Source organism: Pseudomonas sp. Mb7 (genome assembly GCF_054790525.1).
This window is the reverse complement of the sequence record NZ_CP186501.1, coordinates 3,315,467-3,335,511: the sequence shown is the minus strand read 5'-3', so window position 1 is coordinate 3,335,511 and position 20,045 is coordinate 3,315,467. Positions and strand designations below refer to the sequence as shown.

Genomic DNA, 20,045 nt, shown 5'->3' with positions numbered 1-20,045 from the left:
CCTGTGGGAGCGAGCCTGCTCGCGAATGCGCCGGGTCAATCACCATAGATGTCGAATGACAAATTGCATTCGCGAGCAGGCTCGCTCCCACAGGGAATGGGGTTGTTACTGAATGGCCTGCTGGCTCTTCAGCGTCTGCTCCAGTGCCTGCACGCAGCGCTCTTCGGCGGTATCGAGCTCCAGCTTCATCTGCTCAATGTCGAGCAACTGCTGCTCCAATTGTTCCCGGCGCTCGCTGATTTTCGCCAGCATGCTGTTGAGTTGTTTGGTGTTACCGCTGGAAGGGTCGTAAAGCTCTATCAGTTCACGGCATTCGGCCAGCGAGAAACCGATGCGCTTGCCGCGCAGGATCAGCTTCAGGCTGACCTTGTCGCGTGGCGAATAGATACGTTCCTGGCCACGGCGCTCAGGGCTGAGCAGGCCTTGCTCTTCGTAAAAGCGGATCGCCCGGGTGGTGATGTCCAGCTCGCGGGCGAGGTCGGAGATGCTGTAAGTCTGGCTGCTCATGGAAGCGCTCGAAAAAAGGTCTTGGCGCTAAGCTAATGGCAGGTTGACGTTTACGTCAAGAAGGATGATCTGTGGTGTTCATGCTGGCCTCATCGCGAGCAGGCTCACTCCTACAATTGGTTGCATTTCTTCAGATGAAACACGGTCAACTGTAGGAGTGAGCCTGCTCGCGATGGCAGCGCCGCGGTAAGAAGCCCTACACCTTATCCAGCTTCTTCTCCTGCGCCGTCACCTGCTGGCACAACTCGATCATCTGCTCGCGCATCCAGCGATTCGCCGGATCCTGGTCAGTGCTTTCATGCCAATACAGATGCGTCTCCACTGGCGGCACATCATTCACCGGCAGATTAAACGCCTGCAGCTCATGCCGACGGGCAAAGCGCTCCGGCACCGTCATGACCATGTCGGTCTGCTGCATCACTTGCGACGCCATCAGATAGTGCTGCGAGCGCAGGGCAATTTTGCGCTGAATGCCCATTTTGCCCAGCGCCAGATCGACATAACCCAGACCACTGCGACGGCTGGAAATATGGATATGGGTCAGCGACAGGTAATCATCCAGCGAGAGCTTTTCCTTGCCTGCCATCGGATGCCCCTTGCGCATCGCACACACGTAGCGGTCTTCCATCAGCTTGACGTGGCGCACCTGCGGGTCGGTGTTGAGCGGCGCATCCACGGCGAAATCCAGACGCCCGGCGGCCAGTTCCTTGGTGGTCTCGCGGCGCTTGGACAGAAAGCTTTCGATAATCACGGTCGGCGCCAGACGGCGCAGGCGCTGGAACAGCGGCGGCAGAATTACCGCTTCGGTGAGGTCGGTCATGCTGATGCGGTAGGTCTTGACCGCCTGCGCCGGGTTGAAAATGCGGCTTTCCTGAACCGACACACGCAGCAGCGACAAAGCGTTGCGCACCGGGCCGATGATGTTCTGCGCCATCGGCGTCGGCACCATGCCCTGAGCCGTGCGCACGAACAGCGGATCGTTGAAGGTTTCGCGCAACCGCGCCAAGGCGTTGGACACCGCCGGCTGGGTGATACCGACAATCTGCCCGGCGCGGGTCAGGTTGGCTTCGGTATAGATCGCGTCGAAGACGATGAAAAGGTTGAGGTCGACCTTACTCAGATTCATAACGCGGCTTCTCTTGTTATTAAGGGCGGTGATTTAGGGGCTGGTAATCAGCCGATCATATATCGGTGATGAATGTTTATACACGCCGAGAATAGGCTAGGTAAATTATCAGCGCTGTTCTAGCATCGATTGCATGACTTAAACAACCTCTGCCCAAGAAGGTAATTGATCATGGATTTCGCTTATTCGCCCAAGGTGCAAGAACTGCGTGAGCGCGTGACCGCGTTCATGGACACTTACGTTTACCCGGCCGAGGCGGTGTTCGAACGCCAGGTTGCCGAAGGCGATCGCTGGCAGCCGACGGCGATCATGGAAGAGCTCAAAGCCAAGGCCAAGGCCGAGGGTCTGTGGAATTTGTTTCTGCCTGAGTCGGAACTCGGTGCCGGCCTGACCAACCTCGAATACGCACCATTGGCGGAAATCATGGGCCGTTCGCTGCTCGGGCCGGAACCGTTCAACTGCTCGGCACCGGACACCGGCAACATGGAAGTGCTGGTGCGCTACGCCAACGAAGAACAGAAACAGCGCTGGCTCGAACCGCTGTTGCGCGGTGAAATCCGCTCGGCATTCGCCATGACCGAACCGGACGTTGCCTCTTCGGACGCGACCAACATGGCTGCCCGCGCCGTGCGTGATGGTGACGAGTGGGTGATCAACGGCAAAAAATGGTGGACCTCCGGCGCCTGCGACCCGCGCTGCAAGATCCTGATCTTCATGGGCCTGAGCAATCCCGATGCGCCGCGCCACGCCCAGCACTCGATGATCCTTGTACCGGTCGACACTCCCGGGGTGAAAATCGTCCGTCCGTTGCCGGTGTTTGGCTACGACGACGCTCCGCACGGCCACGCCGAAGTGCTGTTCGACAACGTGCGTGTGCCGTTCGAAAACGTTTTGCTCGGTGAAGGCCGCGGCTTTGAAATTGCGCAAGGTCGCCTTGGCCCAGGCCGGATTCACCACTGCATGCGCTCGATCGGCATGGCTGAACGGGCTCTGGAATTGATGTGCAAACGTGCGGTAAGCCGCACTGCATTCGGCAAACCGCTGGCGCGTCTGGGCGGTAACGTCGACAAGATCGCCGACTCGCGAATGGAAATCGACATGGCACGTCTGCTGACGCTGAAGGCGGCGTACATGATGGACACCGTCGGTAACAAAGTGGCGAAAAGCGAGATCGCGCAGATCAAAGTCGTTGCGCCGAACGTTGCACTGCGGGTGATCGACCGAGCGATTCAGATGCATGGTGGGGCCGGGGTATCGAACGATTTCCCGCTGGCCTACATGTACGCCATGCAACGCACCCTGCGCCTGGCCGACGGCCCGGACGAAGTGCACCGTGCGGCGATCGGCAAGTTCGAGATCGGCAAGTATGTGCCGAAGGAAATGTTGCGTAGCGAACGCTGATCCACCTGATCATTCCCACGCTCTGCGTGGGAATGCATCCCGTGACGCTCTGCGTCACAGTGGACGCGGAGCGTCCATGGTGGCGTTACCACGCGGAGCGTGGGAACGATCTGGTGATATCAATACACCCAAACCTCAACCCGCCGATTCTTGATCCTTCCCTCATCCGCATTGTTCGCCGCCACCGGCATCAACGCGCCAAACCCGCGAACCTCGCGCAACACCACGCCGTTCTTCACCAATTCCCGCCGCACCGCCATTGCCCGTAGCTTCGAAAGCAAATCGGCCCGCGCCGGATCATCCTTGGCATCACCAAAGCCGACCAAGGTCACCGCGCGTTCGGTTTTGTCACGCCGCTTTATATAGTCGATCACCCGCGCCAGATCCTGCCGCGCCTTGTTATCCAGACTCGCGCTGCCTTCTTCAAAACGGAAATTCACCGTCAGACGCTGGGCGTGACGGCTGAGGGATTGATAACCCTCGGGCATCAACGCGTTCGGTGCGACGTTCATGGCGTGCACGGTCTGGCTGATAAAACCGTTTGCCGCGACAATCGCCTGGCCCTGACGGCTCTGCGCAAACGTCACCAAGGCTTTCGCCCAAGGATTGTTGCTTTCGGGCGGTAGATAGAAGAACAACCGCCGCGACAGTGGATAGTCTTCGGTAGCGATCAGGCTGTTGAGCGGCAGCATCGACTGCGATGCGCCATCAGCAATGGCCACGGCTTTGGCCTGACGCACGTAGGGCAAACCGATGAAACCGATGCCTTGCGGATCGCTACTCACCGCGTCGGACAACTGTTCGCTGGACTCAAACCTTTTCGCCGCGTTGCTCAGACTTTTCCCACGACGACTCAGGACCAACTCCTTAAACGTGTCGTAAGTGCCGGACTGATCATCGCGCGCATATAAATGAATAGCACCACCACGCCCGCCGAGGTCTTCCCAGGTTTTCACATCGCCGGCGAAGATCCGCGCCAGTTGCTCAGTGTCCAGTTGTTGGAGGGGATTGTCGGGATGAAGGATGATCGCCAGGCCGTCGATGGCGATGACTTGTTCAGCGGCGGGGCTTTTCAGGTCGCCCAGTGATTGCAGGGTCTGTAACTCACTGTCCTTGATCTCGCGGGAAGACGCGGCGAGGTCGGCGCTGGCATTTTTCAACGCGGTGAAACCGGTGCTGGAACCGTGGGCGGCGACTTCAACGACCACGCGTTTACCTTCGCTGGTCTGGCCGACGATGCGTAGTTCGTTGGCGGTGTCCGGGGTTTCGCGGTGGATTTTCAGCAGGCCTTGCTCTTGCAGCAGGCCCTCAACGAGTGCGGGGCCGAGTTCGGCGCCGATGGTGTTGGAACCTTGAATGCGCAGCGCGGGGCCGTTTTCAGGAAGGGGCAGGGCGGCGGCAGAAACCGTCAGCCACGCACTCAAGAGAAACACGCACAGAACACGCAGGGTCATGCCGGCACCGAATCAAGCCAAGGGGATTGCCGGGGAGATTAAGTCAGGCGCATGACCAAAAGATGACACCGATTCAATGTAGGAGTGAGCCTGCTCGCGATAGCGGTGTACCGGTCAACATTTATGTCGTCTGATTCACCGCTGCGATCTTTTGATCTTGGCTGAGATCAGCTGAGTTCAAGCCAGATCGGCGCATGATCGGACGGTTTTTCCATCCCGCGCAATTCATAGTCGACACCTGCTGCCTTCACCCGCGGCAACAAACCATGGGATGCCAGAATCACATCGATGCGCAGGCCACGTTTGGGCTCATCCTCAAATCCACGGCTGCGGTAGTCGAACCAACTGAACATGTCGGTCACATCCGGGTTCAAGTGGCGATAGCTGTCGGTCAAACCCCAATTTTTCAGGCGCGCCATCCACTCGCGCTCTTCCGGCAGGAAGCTGCATTTGCCGGTTTTCAGCCAGCGCTTCATGTTGTCCGGGCCGATGCCGATGTCGCAGTCTTCCGGGGAAATATTCACATCGCCCATCACCACCAGCGGCTGCTCGTTGTGGAACTGGCTTTCCAGCAGCGCTTGCAGATCGCTGTAGAAACGCTGCTTGGCGGGGAATTTGGTCGGATGGTTGCGGCTTTCACCCTGAGGGAAATAGCCGTTCATGATGGTCACCGGTACGCCATTGGCGTCGGCGAACGTGCCCCAGATAAAGCGACGCTGAGCGTCTTCTTCGTCGGTGGCGAAACCTTTGTGGATGGCGATCGGCTCCTTGCGCGAGAGCATCGCCACACCGTAATGGCCTTTCTGGCCGTGGAAATACACGTGGTAGCCGAGGGCGCGGACTTCTTCGAGCGGGAACTGGTCGTCGTGGACCTTGGTTTCCTGCAGGCCGATCACGTCCGGCTGGTGTTTTTCGATCAGCGCTGCCAGCTGATGCGGACGGGCACGCAGTCCGTTGATGTTGAAGGAAACGATCTTCATGGTCGGCAGTCCTGGCAAAAGGGCGATGCTAGCTGACATGGGGGAGATGGGCCAGTGTGGGAGAAATCATTTTGGCCTGTGGGACATGTGTTGTCCCGGAGGGCCCCATCGCTGGCAAGCCAGCTCCCACAATGTCGGCGTCGTTCATAACATTCATGTACACCAGAGAAACCTGTGGGAGCTGGCTTGCCAGCGATGAGGCCCCACCGGTCGATGAAGATCCCGAGTTGGTCTATACCTGTGGGGAACCACGCCACCCGTAAAAGGTTCGTACCAACAAGAGCGCCGCCATTTGCACGCGCCCCGGGGAGATTCACCGTCATGCCTGAAACCCAGACCGCCATCGCCGACATACATATGCTCGACCGCGGTTATTCCCGCGAAGCCCGCTCGCTGCTCTATCAGGCCTATCGCCACGAGCCGACCTTCGGCTACCTGTTCGAAGCCGAGCGCCCCGGCTACGAGCAACGGGTGCGGGCGACGGTGCGTGAACTGGTCAAGCAACACTTTCTGCAGGACCTGCCCGCCATCGGCCTGTTGGTCAACGACCGCCTGATCGGCATCGCCCTGATCGCGCCACCGCAACGGCGTTTGGGCATCACCGAGAGTTGGGCGTGGCGCCTGCGCATGGTGCTCAGCACCGGTTTTCGTTGCACCCGACGCTATCTGGAATACCACGACGCCGTCGCCGCGTGTGTGCCCAGCGATTCCGTGCACATGCTTCCCTTGTTGGGCATTCACCCGCAGTTCCAGGGCAAACACTTCGGCGAACAATTGCTGACCGCCGTACACAACTGGTGCGCCGTTGACGAAACCTCGCAAGGCGTAGTGCTCGACACTGGCAACCCACGATATCTGGAATTCTATAAAAGGCAGGGTTACGAAGAGATCGGCGAAGTTGCCGTCGGCCCGGTGCGCGAACACGTATTTTTCCACGCCAATCCGCAGGTGTTACAAACTGCAACAGCATGACAATCGAACTTCTTGGGAAATTTCCTGTTCTATCACGCTCCCAAGCCCGTGATAGCATCCGCGCCTATGAAGTTTCCAGGAAGATTTACCAGTGGCGTGCTCCTGCTGTTAACCAGCTGCACGGCGCTGGCGCAAAGTGAATTGGATGTGCGGATCAAACCGTCCAACGATGAACTCAAGGCCAATATAGAAGGCTATATCGGCAGCCTCGGCGATCGTGACGAAGAAGCCCTGCAGCGCTTCAGTCGCGGTGCCGAAGAGCAGGCGCGCAAAGCGGCTCAGGCGTTGGGCTACTACCAGCCGCAGATTGAAAGTGACGTCAAGGGCGGCGACAAGCCGCGCCTGGTGTTGAACATCGATCCCGGCGAGCCTATTCACCTGCGCAACGTCACCATTCGTGTCGACGGCCCGGCTGCCTCCCTCAAATCTTTTCGTGTACCGAAAAGCGACGCGCTCAAGTCCGGTGCGGTGCTCAACCATGGCCGTTACGAAGACGCCAAAAGACTTATTCAGAATCAGGCCTCGCGCTTCGGTTTTTTCAGTGGCCATTTCACCCGTCAAAAACTTATGGTCGACCCGCGCGCCGGGGTGGCCGACATCGAACTGATCTACGACAGCGGCCCGCGTTATGCGCTGGGCAAAGTCAAATTCGAAGGTGATACGCCGTTCGATGAAGACCTGCTGCAACGCATGGTGCCGTTCAAGGAGGGTGAGCCGTACGACTCCGAGCTGATCGCCGAACTCAATCGCGACCTGCAATCGAGCGGCTATTTCGAAGGCGTGCGCGTCGATGCCGCACCGACGACCGCGAAAAATGACGTGATCCCGGTCGACGTCAAACTCGACACGCGCAAGCCACGGACCATGGGCCTGGGCCTCGGTTATTCGACCGACGTCGGCCCGCGCATCAAAGCCAACTGGACGCGCCATTGGGTCAACCCGCAAGGCGACAGCTATGGCTGGGAAGCCGAGCTGTCGGCGCCACGGCAAAACGTCGGGCTGTTCTACGACATCCCGCTTGACCCGCCGCTGACCGACAAACTGCGTTGGGCCGGCGGTTATCAGTTCGAAGACATCGACGGTTCCGACACGCTCAGCAAGCTGCTGACCTTCGGCCCGGAATGGCACAGCAAATTGCCGAGCGGCTGGCAGCGGGTGATCTCGCTGAAATGGCAGCGTGAAGAATATGAACTCGGCGATGACTCCGGCCTGAGCACCTTGCTGATGCCCGGCATCAGTTACTCGTATCTGAAAAGCGACAACCGCATCGACCCGCACAACGGCTATCGCCTGAGCTTCGAAAGCAAAGTGGCGAAGGAAGGCCTCGGCTCGGACAACAACCTTCTGTATGGCACCGCGCTGGTCAAAGGCCTGACCACGGTGTTCGACAAACATCGCTTGCTCGGTCGCGTGCAGGTCGGCGGTAGCGCCACCAACGGCTACAACTCGGTGCCGCCGTCGCTGCGCTTCTTTGCCGGTGGCGATCAGAGCGTGCGCGGTTACGATTACCAGAGTCTGTCGCCGAAAAACTCCGATGGCGACCGAATCGGCGGCCGTTACATGGTCGCTGGCAGCGTCGAGTATCAATACTCGATCGCCGAAAAATGGCGCGTGGCGACCTTCGTCGACCAGGGCAACTCCTTCAACAAACTCGAACTGCCGAACCTCAAGACCGGGGTCGGCATTGGTGTGCGCTGGGTCTCGCCGGTGGGGCCGATCCGCCTCGACCTGGCCCACGCACTCGACGACGATGGTGGCATCCGGCTGCACTTTTCCATGGGGCCTGAGCTGTGAAGCGTGGTTTGAAAATTACGGCGCTGGCGTTGTTGGCGCTGGTGTTGTTGATTGTATTGAGTGTCCCCGCCGTACTCGGCACGGCGGCTGGCAGCCGTTGGGTACTGGGCCTTGTGCCGGGGCTCAGCGTCGAGAATTTCCAGGGGCGCCTTGGCGGGCAATGGAGCGCCGATCATCTGTTGTGGCAGCAGGACAGCAGTCGCGTCGAACTGAACCAGGCAATCTTCGCCTGGTCGCCGCTGTGCCTGACGCGCATGACTCTGTGCATCGAACAGCTCAAGGCTGATCAGCTCATTCTGCAATTTCCACCGAGCGAAGAAACTACCGAAAGCGGCCCGATCAAACTGCCGGATCTGCAATTGCCGGTGGCCATCGAACTGGGCGACGTGCAGGTTGGCAGCCTGTTATTCAACGGCAGCGAGCAGCTCAAGGGTTTGCAACTGGCGGCGCACTGGACCGCCCAGGGCATGCAGATCGACAGCGTGAAATTGCAGCGCGACGAGCTCAGCCTCAACCTGTCCGGCACACTTGAACCGAGCGGCAACTGGCCGCTGAACATCGCCGGTGACCTGACATTGCCGTCGCCGGGCACGGGGCCTTGGACGCTGGCGTTGAAGATCGACGGCGACCTGTTGAAAACCCTCAATCTGCACGCCGACAGCCGTGGTTACCTTGATGGCCAGTTGAGCGGCGAGTTGCAACCGCTGGCGGAAAATCTGCCAGCCAAAGTGCGCATCACCAGCGACGCGTTCAAGCCGAGCGCCGACCTGCCGGACACCTTGCAACTCAATCAATTGCTGTTGACCGGTGAAGGCGACCTGAAAAACGGCTACCAGCTCAACGGCAACGCCACGCTACCCGCCGACAAAGGCCCGGTGGCGCTGCTGCTCAAAGGCAAAGTCGACGCCAGCGGCGCGCAGATCGCCGGCCTCGACCTGACGGCCAACGATAAACAAAGCCTGAAACTCACCGGCAGCGTCGACTGGAGTAAAGGCCTCAGCGCCCAAGCCAAAATCAACTGGCAGGACTTTCCGTGGCATCGGCTCTACAACGAAATCGACGAACCTGAGGTCGCTTTGCGCACCTTCACGGGCGAAGTCTCCTACACCGATGGTCAATACCTCGGCAACTTCGCCGCCGCTCTGGATGGTCCGGCCGGCGCGTTTACCCTGAGCAGTCCGTTCAGCGGCAGCCTGAAACAGGTCGCCTTGCCGCAACTGAAAATGGAAGCCGGGCAGGGCAAGGCTGAAGGCCATGTGAATGTGCAGTTCGCCGACGGTATCGCCTGGGACACCGCGCTGGAACTGTCGGCGCTCAACCCGGCGTACTGGGTCGCCGAATTGCCGGGCACGTTAGCTGGACCGCTGAAAAGCCAAGGCGAAATGAAAAACGAACGCCTGAGCCTCACCGCCGACCTCGACTTGAAAGGCAAATTGCGCGGTCAACCGGCGATCCTCCAGGCCAAGGCTGATGGCGCTGGCGAACAGTGGAATCTGAATGCCCTGCAAATCCGTCTCGGCGACAACAGCATCAGCGGCAAGGGCAGTCTGCAACAGAAACTCACCGGGCAGATTGATATCAAGCTGTCGCGTCTGGCTCAGCTCTGGCCGCAACTGCGCGGGCAGGTCAACGGTCAGGTCAATGTGGCCGGTACGTTGAAAGCACCGCAGGGCAAACTCGACCTGCAAGGTTCGCAACTGGCGTTCCAGGACAATCGCCTGCAAAGCCTCAACCTCGATGCCACCCTCGACAGTGCGCAACGGGCGAAGATCGATCTGAAAGGTGCCGGCATTCAGGCCGGTGACACTTCATTGGGCACGCTGACTGCCAGCGCTCAGGGCGACATCAAGAACCAGAAACTCAACCTCGACCTGATCGGGCCGAAGCTGAAACTAGCCCTCGGTCTGGATGGCAATCTGGACAAGGGCAACTGGCGTGGTCGTCTGGCCAGTGGCGATATTCAGGCGGGTGGCCAGGACTGGAAACTGCAAAGCCCGGCCAAGCTCGAACGTCTGGCAGACGGCAAAATCAACTTTGGCGCTCATTGCTGGATGTCCGGCGACGCCAGCCTGTGCGGTGAAGATCAGCGCCTGATGCCGGAGCCGAAACTGCGCTACCACCTCAAGCAGTTCCCGATCGAAAGCCTCGCGCAATGGCTGCCAAAAGATTTCGCCTGGAAGGGTAAGCTCAACGCCGATCTGCAATTGGATCTGCCAGCCAGCGGCCCGAACGGTGTTGTCAGCATTGACGCCAGCGGCGGCACCTTGCGCATGAAGGAAAAGGATCAATGGCTGGACTTCCCGTACCAGACCCTGAAACTCACTAGCAAACTCACGCCAAAACGCGTCGACACCGAGCTGAATTTCGTCGGCGGTAAACTCGGCGAGTTGCTGGTGCAAGCGCAGCTCAATCCACTGCCGAAAAACAAACCGTTGAGCGGCTCGTTCCGTCTCTCCGGGCTGGACTTGTCGGTGGCGCGGCCGTTTGTGCCGATGGTTGAAAAACTCACCGGGCGCCTGAATGGCAGCGGCACGATTTCCGGTGGATTGCTCGCGCCGCTGGTCAACGGCACCGTGCAACTCAGCGACGGTGAAGTGTCCGGCGCCGAGTTGCCGATGGAACTGCAGAACCTGCAACTCACCGCGCTGATTGCCGGCGAATCGGTACGCCTCGACGGCGGCTGGAAAAGCGGCAAGAACGGGCAGGGCAGCCTCAACGGCAACGTCGCCTGGGGGCAGGCGCTGGTGGTCGATCTGGCGTTGAAGGGCACGCAATTGCCGGTCACCGTCGAGCCCTATGCCAAGCTCGAAGTGGCGCCGGACCTGAAGATTTCCATGGCCGGCGACGAGCTGAAAATCGCTGGCAAAGTGCAGGTGCCCAAAGGCGAAATCACCGTGCGCGAATTGCCACCATCAACGGTGAAAGTCTCCGATGACACGATCATCGTCGGCGCGCAGACCGAAGAGGGCAAACCACCGATGGCGATGAAAATGGACATCGACGTGGTGGTCGGCGAAGACAAACTGGCTTTCGCCGGTTTCGGCCTTACCGCCAACGTGCAAGGTCATGTGCACATCGGCGACAACATGGATACTCGCGGTGAACTGTGGCTCAACGACGGCCGCTACAGTGCCTACGGCCAGCGCCTGCAAGTGCGCCGTGCGCGTCTGTTGTTCGCCGGTCCCCTCGATCAGCCATATCTGGACATCGAAGCGATTCGCCAGACCGACGACGTGATCGCCGGTATTCGCCTGAGCGGCAGCGCCGAGCAGCCGACCACGCAGATCTTCTCCGAGCCGGCGATGAGCCAGGAGCAGGCGTTGTCCTATCTGGTCTTGGGTCGTCCGCTGAGCACCAACGGCGAAGACAACAACATGCTCGCGCAAGCGGCGTTGGGTCTGGGCTTGATGGGCAGCTCCGGGGTCACCAGCAGCCTGGCCAAGGATCTGGGTATTCAGGATTTCCAGCTCGACACTGCAGGCAGCGGCGATGCCACCAGTGTTGTGGCCAGCGGCAATATTACCGAGAAGCTCAGTTTGCGTTATGGCGTTGGCGTGTTTGAACCGGCCAGCACCATCGCGCTGCGCTACAAGCTGAGCAAGAAGGTTTACGTCGAAGCGGCCAGTGGCGTGGCCAGTTCGCTGGATATTTTCTACAAGCGCGATTTCTAGATCGCGCTTTCTCCTGAACCGAGTCGCTTCAATCGCTGGCAAGCCAGCTCCCACAAGCTTCTGTGGCGTACATGATTGTTGTGTGCGCCAAGGACTTTGTGGGAGCTGGCTTGCCAGCGATGGCGTCTTCTCAGTCAGCCACTGGCGCGCGGCACACCAGGGAGGCCCGCTCGTAGTTCAACGCCTTGTCCCGCTCGGGCAGTGCATACGACGCCTCGCAGCGCTGGCCTTGCCAATTGATGGTCAGGGTGCCGGCGTCGTCCGCGACCAGCGCCAGTGCCTTGCCGCTCGGGTCGGAGATTGCCAGTTGCTTACCCGCGCCATCTTCAAGCGACGCGCCGAAGGGAATCGGCTGGTGCTGCGCATCGAACAAGGCAAATTGCACACGGCGACCGGTCTTGCTCGCATAGCGCGCCAGCACCACCGCACCGCGGCGCGGCACCACTTGCCGGGTCGCATTGTCGATCTCGATATCGCCGCCCAGATCGCGGGTATCGAGGTTGATCCAGTTGACCCGATAGGGTTGCGCGTTGGGCACCACGGCATAGCCGTTACGCCCGGTTTTCGCTCCGGAGAAACTGCCGATTTTCACCCCGGAAACGCCTTCGACCTGCGCCAACGCAAACGTCTCACCCACGGTTTGCCCGAGGTTGATCCCGCCGCCGTGGCCGACGATCGAGCCGGCCAGATTGAGATTCTGCGAGTTGTAGCCGCGGCCCTGGCTGTAACCGGCGCTGATGTCCATCACAGAGGTGCGGGTGCTCAGGTTGGCTGAACCGCTGCTGCCTCCGGTGCTGCTGTTGCCGCCTTGCACCGAGTAATAAGTGTCGCTGTCTTCCGTCAGGTAACCGTTGATCCCGACCTGGGTGCTGTCGGTGGCTTTCTGCGTGCTCGCGGAAACGAACGCCCTCGGCGCGCGCGGTTTTGAACCCAGCGGGAAAGACAGTGACAGGTTGACCAGGGTGTCGTTGTTCGCCGGCCCATAGTTGCCGACGTCCTTGGTGTAAGTCGCGCCGAGGTTGTAGCTGACATCGCCCCAATAGTTGCTGTAACCCGCCGACAGGCTTTGCGATCCGCCGCGCCCCCAATAACGCTGGTCACTGGCGTTGAGGTAAACGCTGCCATATTGCTGGTTAGTCCCCAGGCTCTGGTTGATGGTCAGGTCGGTACGGGTTTTCGAGTTGCCCGTGCGTTTTTCGCCCTCGTGGCTCAGTTCCTCGACGTGGTCGGTGAGGGTGCGATAGCCCTCGGTCGAATAGCGATAGGCGGCGAGGGTGAAGCTGGTGTCGGTGCCGGTAAATGTCTTGGCGTACAGCGCGCGCAAACTGTTGCCTTTGACCACTTGGCCAAAGGTGCGGCTGGCGGAATGGGTCACGTCCAGTGACACGGCGCCGATCGGCGTATTGCGCCCGGCGCCCACGGACAACGCCTGGAAATTCTCGGTCGCCTGTACGCCGACGATGCCGGACAAGTTGCTGCTGATGCCATAGGCCAGTGTGCTGCTGACGAACTGCGGCGATTGCAGATCATCGCTGTTGCTGTTGTAGCGGCCGGCCGAGACGCTGTACTTCAACTGCCCCTGGCGCACCATGATCGGCAGGCTGGAAAACGCCTGCACCGTCACCCGGCGCTGACCGTCGGCCTCGATAATCGTGATTTCGAGATCGCCGTTGGAACCGCTGGGATAGATATCGCTGATCTCGAAGGGGCCCGGCGGCACGTTGGTGGTGTAGAGGATGTAGTTGTTCTGACGAATTTCCACCGTGGCGCTGGACTGGGCAATCCCGCGAATGACCGGCGCATAGCCGCGCTCGCTGTCGGCGCGCATGCCGTCATCGGAGGCCAGTTTCAAGCCGCGATAGCGCACGCTGTCAAACAGGTCGGCGTCGGAGAAAATATCCCCGGCACTGAACTGGCCTTTCAACGCGGTCAGGTCATGTTGCAGATAGCTGCGGTTGCTTTTGAAGGTGCTCGGCTGGCCCGTGCTGCTGTTGAAGTTGGACTCGTTGCGCAAGCGCCAGCCACCCAGGTTGATGCCGTTGCGCAAGCCGACGTTATTGGAAAGCGTGTTGGCGGTCTGCGTGCTGTTACGGTTGCTGCTCAGTTGATAGTTGATAAACGCCGCAGGCACACCTTCGTCCCACAGGGCCGGGTCAACGTAACCACGCCGGCCACGTTCCATGGCGCTTTGCGGCACGCTGACCAGCAGGCGCAGGCGCGGCACGTCGTAACGCACGCTGGCATGTTCGATCAATGCCGGCAGGTCGAGGCAGGCGTTCGGGTCGTCAGCGTTGAGTTTGCCGCTGGCATGCAACTTGGCGATGTCGACGCCCAATTGCTGGACCATTTCCAGGGTCAGGCAGGCCTGGATCTTGCCGTTGCCGGGGTGGCGACGGAAGTCGATGTCGCGACGACCGACCAGCGTGTCGTTGCTGTAGAGGTCAACCCGGTAGTTGCCGGGCAGTACGCTGTTGCTGGCGAGCAGCGATTGCACATCGACAGTCGACGCGGCACCTTGCAGAAACGACGTGTTGAACTGTTCTTCGCCGTCAGCCTGGCACGCCGAGCTGATAGCCGAGGCGATCAACAACGACGTCAAACCGTCGCGTTTGAGTAAAAACATGCAGGAACCCTATATCACCTCCGATACGAACTAACGGAGCGAAGAGAAATACAGTGAAAGTGTGCGATCAGAGCGATTCGCGAGTTATGGCGTTTCTTTCTTTGGACTGGCGCTGGTGTCGGCGCTGTTGGAAAGTTGCGCGGTATAAGGATCTTGGGCTCCATAGTCGTTAATGCTGCTGAACAACAAATTTGCCGCATTAGTTGAATAAAGTTGTTTGAGGGCGAATTCTTTGCGTTCGCCGGGGGCGATCATCATCGAATCAAACGGATGCTCGCTGAGTGCGCCGGATTGCAAGGTGATATCGGCAATCGACACGTGATACAGGCCGGGGTTGTTCACCACCAGCACGCTTTTGCCGGCACGCTCGGCCAAGCGCCAGGTCAATTCACCCGGTGCCAGATAGGCGTTTTTTTTCAGACCGGCCGGGCGGAAGAACACCTTGATGCGCTGGCGCACAGCGAGCTGCAAAGTGTTCTGGGTCTTCGCGTTCTGGGGGATTTCCTGCACGTTGAGCCAGACCACCGATTCGCGGTCGCTCGGCATGCCGGTGCCTTCGTAGATGACCCGCAGTATTTGCTGTTCGTCGCCGCTGACGCGCACCAACGGCGGCGTAACCGCAAACGGCACGGACGCGGATTCGCTGGCGTCGGTGTCGATCCACGACTGGACCAGGACATCTGCACCGCTGTTACGTACGGTGATGCCGGCTTCCTTGTGCTGGCCGTCGAAGACCAGACGGGTGCTGCTCAAGGAAATGCCGGCCGTGGCCTGATTGACCACGAACAGGCCCAGCAGGCCTGCGCAAAAGGACAATGAGTGACGATAAAACATGATGGTTACCGCGCAAGTGATTGAAAGCGCGGGGCCGCGTGGCCCCGCACCGGGCTCGAGCATTCGCGCGGGTTATTCGTATTGCAGGGTGAACGGCAGGGTGGCATCGCCGCGACCGGCAACAGCCAGTTTCGGGTCAACCGTGGTGACATAGGCGGCCGAAAATTTCAGCGTGGTATTGCTGTCCTGCAGCGTGTTTTCGATCTTCGCGGTGGCTGGAGAGCTGAAGTCGATCACGGCGCCATTGGCGTCGAGCAAGGCAATACCGATGCCTTTTGCAGCCCCCAGGCCGCTGATCAGTCGCAGCACTTTAGTGCCAGGTTCGATGCCCGAACCGGCGCCTTTGGTCGGTTCGAAGAGCATCGCAACCTTGGTGCCGGCGTTGCAGTTGATCTTCATGTCGAAGTTTTCGACGCTCAAGGTGCCGTTGCCTTTAGGTGCGGTGGCGGTGCCCATGTCCTTGATCGACACTTCACCCATGGCGACCGAAATGGTTTTGTCCTTGCCGGCGCTTTCAACCGAACAGGCGTCGTTGTTGATGGTGCCGGTGAAGTTGATGGTGCCGCTGCCCGCCTTGGTTGGTGTAACCGGTGGGTCGGCTGCCAGGACATTGCCGGCCGCAGCGAAGATCGAAAGGGCGAGAAGTGTTCGGGACAACTTTTTCATGTTGCTTTTTCCATTGGTGGGGTTAAAGCAACACAATAAAACTCGTTTTACCGATGGAACATCAGACGATTCCTAGATGTGCGGAAGTTGCCGAAAAGTGTACGGTTTTATCAACTGAACAAGTTGCGTTCTATGCAGTAAGTCAATAATTCCTGATCGCTGCTGACTTCAAGTTTGCGCATCGCCGAGATTTTCTGCGTGCTGATGGTTTTAGCACTTCTGTTCAAGTGACGGGCAATGTCGTTGACGCCTTGGCCCTGAACGAACAAACGCAGGATTTCATGTTCCTTGGCCGACAGCCGGGAAAAGCGTTCATCCAGATCGGCGCCGTCGTTCACTACGGATGTCGGCGCGGGTGCCTGCCAGCGCACCGGGTTGCCTTTGGCGATGGCTTTGAGTGCGGTCTCGATTTCGTCGTGCAGCTGGTTTTTCTGAATGACTGCCAATACACCCAGTTCCTGCAGGCGCGTCAGGATCAACGGATTGGAAATCATGGTGAGTACCAGCACTCGAACCTTGGGAAAGTGCCGCGTCACGTACTCCACCAGTTTCAGGCCGTCACCGTAGGTCGAATCGGCAGGCATGTTGAAGTCGGTGATCAACAGATCTACAGGCTTGGTCTCCAGCAGCTTGATCAGCTCATCGGAGCCAACGGCTTCGCCCACCACGCGAAAGCGTTGGTCACGCTCGACCAGTTCCCTTACCCCCAGCAGCACGATGGGATGATCATCGGCAATGACAACGTTGAAGGTTTCCATGAGTGATTTATCCAGAGTGAAGTTATTCGAGGGAGTCGAGCAGATCTTGCAGCCGCGTCAGATTTTGTCGCACCGCCACGGCCAGAGCGGGCGTCACCGCCATGCCGGTCAAGCGACATTCCAGCTCGACAAACGCGCTGGCCAGGACGTTGATCTGCACCGCCCCCAGCGCCCCCGCCATGCTGTGCAGTTGCTGCGCCACGCTGTTGGCGTCGGCCGCATCCAGTGCTGCCAGGGTGGTCTGAATATCCTGGCGCAGGGTGGTGACAAACAACTCGCGCATTTTTGCCGATAGCGGCGGCGGAGCATCTATAACGGGGGCCACAGCGATTTTGCAATGTTGCTCAAGTTGCATGCGCAGGGTAGCGAGGTTCAGCGGCTTGACCATCCATGCGTTCATGCCGACGGCGGCGCAGCGTTCGCCTTCTTCGCGCAGGGCGTTGGCGGTGACGCCGATGATCGGCAGCGTCGAGTCCTGCTGGCGTACAGCCTCGGCGAGTCGGTAACCATTCATGACCGGCATGTTGACGTCAGTCAGCAGCAGATCGAAGCGGCCGGGCGCCCACTGCGCCAAGGCTTGTTCGCCATTTGCGGCGACGACCACCGCGCAGCCCAGTGCTTCCAGTTGCTCTTTGATGATTGCCGCGTTGATCACGTTGTCTTCGGCCACCAGCACTTGCAGATTCAACGGTCGGGTCTTCGCCTGCGACGAGGCCGGGCGCTGCGCATTGGCGCCGTGTTGTGCCAGATAAATCGCCCAGGCAATTGCGCGCACATCGCCGGCGTCGACCGCCCAGTCTGCACCGCTTGGCTGCGCCGGATTGGGGCCGCCCGCAATGGCGACGATCCGTGGCCCGCTCCAGTGCGGAGCGTTGTCGAGAGGCGTGAGGTCCACCAGCAGCGCCGAGGATGTTGGCATCTCGGTCGTCACCAAGCGGCAATCCAGACCAAAACGGTTGAGCCAGGCGATGAGGTGCAGCGCCAGTTCGTTAACGGGTGCACGAACATAAACGGCGGGGCTTCCGGCCTCGAACGCGGGGCAGTCGGCCAATGCGCCCGGCACGTTCTCCAGCGCGAGTTGCAGGGTAAAGCTGCTGCCCAACCCCGGTTCGCTGACCACGTTCAACTGACCGTGCATCAACTCGCACAGCCATTTGCAAATGGCCAGGCCCAGACCCGCGCCGGCCTGACTGTCGGCGTCGTTGACCTGATAGAACGGGTCGAACAATTGCTGTTGCTGCGCTGGGGAAATCCCCACCCCCGAGTCGCTGACCTGCCATTGCACTTCGGCGCTGTCAGCGGCGTTTTGCAACACGCGCACGCGCAGCACCACGCGACCGTTGTCGGTGAACTTGATCGCGTTGCTCAGCAGGTTGTTGAGGATCTGGCGGATGCGCAACGGGTCACCGCGCAGTTGATCCGGCAAGCCCGGATCGATGCAGGCATACAGTTGCAGGCCTTTGGCGCGGGCAAAGGCGCTGTAAGTACGCACGACATCTTCAGTCAGCTCCAGCGGGCAGAAGTCCTCAAGCTCAAGGGTCATTTGCCCGGCCTCGATCTTCGACACATCCAGCACATCGCTGATCAGCTTGAACAGGCTGGCGGAGGAACGCTGGATGGTGTCCAGATAATCCTGCTGGCGCGGGGCGAGCGGAGTCAGCCCGAGCAATTCGAGGGTACCCAGCACGCCGTAGAGCGGGGTACGAATTTCATGGCTCATGGTCGCGAGGAAGCGGCTCTTGGCCTGGTTGGCCGAGTCGGCGGCCTGACGGGCTTCTTCTAGGGCGGCAGCGTCTTCGATATGCCGGGTCACGTCATGCAACGCACACAGCCAGGCATCCTGGCCTTGATAGCGCGTCGAGACGAAAGCCAGATGCAGATGACGCCCGTCGATCTCGAGATCGGCATGGCCGGACTCGCTGTGTGACTTGAGCAGGCTCATCAAACGGCTGCTGTCGTGCCATTGCTGGGCGCGCTGGTTTTCCAGGAGCACGTGGTGATCGCTGCGGCGAATCACACAGAGGCCGGTCGGTGCGGTGTCGATCACCGCACGGCTGAACGCCTCGCTTTCGGCGATGCTCGCGTGCGCACTTTGCGCGGGGATGATCACGCGCGCGGTGTACCAGCGATTGATGACCCGACCGCAACCAAGCAACGCCAGCACCACTGCCACGAGGCACAGCAATGGCCACAGCGCATAGCTGAGAAAACTGCGCAGGCTGATGACGTAGATCGCGGTCCAGTGCTGTGCGCCGGGGCTGCTCAGTTTGAACACCAGGCCGTCACGGTCGAAATTTATCCCCTCATCCAGTTCCTGGTCGGATCTCTGTGCGCCGGTCAAGACCACGCCGGCCGGGGTGATCAAGGTGAAGTCATCGTAAATCGACCACTCCATCAAGCGCTCGATGTTGTTGATCTGGGACAGTTTCAGCAACGTGCCGAGCACCACCCAGGAATCGGCGCCCTCGATGGCCTGCATAGGCTGGAGCAGATTGATCCTGACGTAGGCCAGCAGCGTCGGTGTTGCCTCGCTGTCCTGAGTGGACGGGTAGGGCACCCAATGCACTTGGTGATCAGCGACTGATGACTGCTCGCGTGCATGCTGGTTCACCTGGCTCATGACTTGGGCAAACGCGCCGATCTGCATCGGGCCGGCACCGCGCAAGCGCCCGGCGGAGGGCACGGCCACGTCGAAATTGTCGGGGCCATTGAGCAGGATCACTTGCGGCGACTGATAGTGCGACGCCGCCCAGAACGCGCTGTAGTAGGCGGCCAGATAACTGCCCAGCGCGAAAACCTTGGGGTATTGGTCGGCGGCGATTCTCTGCGGATCGATCTTTACGCTGAACGGCAGTGAAAACGGCAAGCCGCGACCTTCATAGATATTCGGGCCTTCATCGGGCAGCAGCTTTTGCGAATAGGTGGGCAACACCACCAAAGGGAAATATCGACCCTTGGTACTGGCTTGCGAGATATCGCGCAGAAACACTTCCTGCTCGTGGATGTTCTCCATCAATCGGGCGAAGTGAAATTGCAGGGTGTCGCGCTGCTCTTCGAGCATGCGCTGCACCCCCAGATAGCTGATGCCCAACAACAGCAACACCAGTGCGCCGAGTAACAACAGGCTTTTGTTCAAACGCAGCGAACTGCTGGCCAGTTTGTCCAGAAATGCATTGGTATGCGGCATTACAGCGCCTGACCAGCGGTGATGGGGCAGCCTTGGGACACAGTGACCTCGGTAGCGAGCGACGTTCAACAA

13 protein-coding genes are annotated in these 20,045 nt (G+C 59.8%); 4 read left to right on the top strand and 9 right to left on the bottom strand.

Going from position 1 to position 20,045, the window contains the following annotated elements; genetic code table 11:
* Window positions 1-105: 105 nt before the first annotated feature.
* Both ACOYXH_RS14955 and ACOYXH_RS14950 read right to left on the bottom strand, forming a co-directional pair.
* Window positions 106-507 carry a MerR family transcriptional regulator gene (locus tag ACOYXH_RS14955; RefSeq protein WP_038362702.1) on the bottom strand — a complete coding sequence of 134 codons (402 nt, stop codon included), beginning with the start codon at window positions 505-507 and terminating at the stop codon, window positions 106-108.
* Window positions 508-703: 196 nt separating this feature from the next.
* The gene (locus ACOYXH_RS14950; RefSeq protein WP_016986544.1) at window positions 704-1,633 is read right to left on the bottom strand and encodes a LysR family transcriptional regulator; all 930 of its coding nucleotides are present in this window, start codon (window positions 1,631-1,633) and stop codon (window positions 704-706) included.
* A gap of 171 nt (window positions 1,634-1,804) precedes the next feature.
* On the opposite strand from ACOYXH_RS14950, the gene ACOYXH_RS14945 reads away from it, so the two are divergent.
* A complete protein-coding gene (locus tag ACOYXH_RS14945) occupies window positions 1,805-3,034 on the top strand; it encodes an acyl-CoA dehydrogenase (protein ID WP_095050781.1) in 1,230 nt (409 codons plus the stop codon).
* 119 nt (window positions 3,035-3,153) lie between these two features.
* On the opposite strand, the gene ACOYXH_RS14940 is transcribed toward ACOYXH_RS14945, so the two are convergent.
* Window positions 3,154-4,488: a substrate-binding domain-containing protein gene (locus ACOYXH_RS14940; protein WP_460409739.1), complete on the bottom strand. Its 1,335-nt coding sequence runs from the start codon at window positions 4,486-4,488 to the stop codon at window positions 3,154-3,156.
* 167 nt (window positions 4,489-4,655) lie between these two features.
* The gene (xthA, locus tag ACOYXH_RS14935; protein WP_460409738.1) at window positions 4,656-5,468 is read right to left on the bottom strand and encodes an exodeoxyribonuclease III; all 813 of its coding nucleotides are present in this window, start codon (window positions 5,466-5,468) and stop codon (window positions 4,656-4,658) included.
* A gap of 321 nt (window positions 5,469-5,789) precedes the next feature.
* On the opposite strand from xthA, the gene ACOYXH_RS14930 reads away from it, so the two are divergent.
* From ACOYXH_RS14930 to ACOYXH_RS14920, 3 genes are all read left to right on the top strand, one after another.
* Entirely contained in the window at window positions 5,790-6,440 is a 651-nt protein-coding gene (locus ACOYXH_RS14930; protein ID WP_007912451.1) for a GNAT family N-acetyltransferase, read from the top strand.
* A 66-nt stretch (window positions 6,441-6,506) separates the two neighbouring features.
* Window positions 6,507-8,234, top strand: coding sequence for an autotransporter assembly complex protein TamA (locus ACOYXH_RS14925; RefSeq protein WP_220556502.1), 1,728 nt, complete (start codon window positions 6,507-6,509; stop codon window positions 8,232-8,234).
* Window positions 8,231-11,905: a translocation/assembly module TamB domain-containing protein gene (locus ACOYXH_RS14920; RefSeq protein ID WP_460409737.1), complete on the top strand. Its 3,675-nt coding sequence runs from the start codon at window positions 8,231-8,233 to the stop codon at window positions 11,903-11,905. Before ACOYXH_RS14925 ends, ACOYXH_RS14920 begins: the two co-directional genes overlap by 4 nt.
* Before the next feature lie 130 nt (window positions 11,906-12,035).
* Here the strand turns inward: ACOYXH_RS14920 and ACOYXH_RS14915 are convergent, their stop codons facing one another.
* From ACOYXH_RS14915 to ACOYXH_RS14895, 5 genes are all read right to left on the bottom strand, one after another.
* Window positions 12,036-14,528, bottom strand: a complete 2,493-nt coding sequence (locus ACOYXH_RS14915; protein ID WP_460409736.1) for a fimbria/pilus outer membrane usher protein — start codon at window positions 14,526-14,528, stop codon at window positions 12,036-12,038.
* An 84-nt stretch (window positions 14,529-14,612) separates the two neighbouring features.
* Window positions 14,613-15,362 carry a fimbrial biogenesis chaperone gene (locus tag ACOYXH_RS14910; RefSeq protein ID WP_460409735.1) on the bottom strand — a complete coding sequence of 250 codons (750 nt, stop codon included), beginning with the start codon at window positions 15,360-15,362 and terminating at the stop codon, window positions 14,613-14,615.
* Between the two features lie 72 nt (window positions 15,363-15,434).
* Window positions 15,435-16,028, bottom strand: a complete 594-nt coding sequence (locus ACOYXH_RS14905) for a fimbrial protein (protein ID WP_460409734.1) — start codon at window positions 16,026-16,028, stop codon at window positions 15,435-15,437.
* Between the two features lie 110 nt (window positions 16,029-16,138).
* Window positions 16,139-16,786, bottom strand: a complete 648-nt coding sequence (locus tag ACOYXH_RS14900) for a response regulator (RefSeq protein WP_339539284.1) — start codon at window positions 16,784-16,786, stop codon at window positions 16,139-16,141.
* 22 nt (window positions 16,787-16,808) lie between these two features.
* Window positions 16,809-19,973: a hybrid sensor histidine kinase/response regulator gene (locus ACOYXH_RS14895; protein WP_460409733.1), complete on the bottom strand. Its 3,165-nt coding sequence runs from the start codon at window positions 19,971-19,973 to the stop codon at window positions 16,809-16,811.
* Window positions 19,974-20,045 lie beyond the last annotated feature (72 nt).

What these genes read in the sequence shown, in the direction of transcription:
- ACOYXH_RS14955 (WP_038362702.1), bottom strand. Translation starts at nt 507, where the DNA reads ATGAGCAGCCAGACTTACAGCATCTCCGACCTCGCCCGCGAGCTGGAC.
- ACOYXH_RS14950 (WP_016986544.1), bottom strand. Translation starts at nt 1,633, where the DNA reads ATGAATCTGAGTAAGGTCGACCTCAACCTTTTCATCGTCTTCGACGCG.
- ACOYXH_RS14945 (WP_095050781.1), top strand. Translation starts at nt 1,805, where the DNA reads ATGGATTTCGCTTATTCGCCCAAGGTGCAAGAACTGCGTGAGCGCGTG.
- ACOYXH_RS14940 (WP_460409739.1), bottom strand. Translation starts at nt 4,488, where the DNA reads ATGACCCTGCGTGTTCTGTGCGTGTTTCTCTTGAGTGCGTGGCTGACG.
- xthA (WP_460409738.1), bottom strand. Translation starts at nt 5,468, where the DNA reads ATGAAGATCGTTTCCTTCAACATCAACGGACTGCGTGCCCGTCCGCAT.
- ACOYXH_RS14930 (WP_007912451.1), top strand. Translation starts at nt 5,790, where the DNA reads ATGCCTGAAACCCAGACCGCCATCGCCGACATACATATGCTCGACCGC.
- ACOYXH_RS14925 (WP_220556502.1), top strand. Translation starts at nt 6,507, where the DNA reads ATGAAGTTTCCAGGAAGATTTACCAGTGGCGTGCTCCTGCTGTTAACC.
- ACOYXH_RS14915 (WP_460409736.1), bottom strand. Translation starts at nt 14,528, where the DNA reads ATGTTTTTACTCAAACGCGACGGTTTGACGTCGTTGTTGATCGCCTCG.
- ACOYXH_RS14910 (WP_460409735.1), bottom strand. Translation starts at nt 15,362, where the DNA reads ATGTTTTATCGTCACTCATTGTCCTTTTGCGCAGGCCTGCTGGGCCTG.
- ACOYXH_RS14905 (WP_460409734.1), bottom strand. Translation starts at nt 16,028, where the DNA reads ATGAAAAAGTTGTCCCGAACACTTCTCGCCCTTTCGATCTTCGCTGCG.
- ACOYXH_RS14900 (WP_339539284.1), bottom strand. Translation starts at nt 16,786, where the DNA reads ATGGAAACCTTCAACGTTGTCATTGCCGATGATCATCCCATCGTGCTG.
- ACOYXH_RS14895 (WP_460409733.1), bottom strand. Translation starts at nt 19,973, where the DNA reads ATGCCGCATACCAATGCATTTCTGGACAAACTGGCCAGCAGTTCGCTG.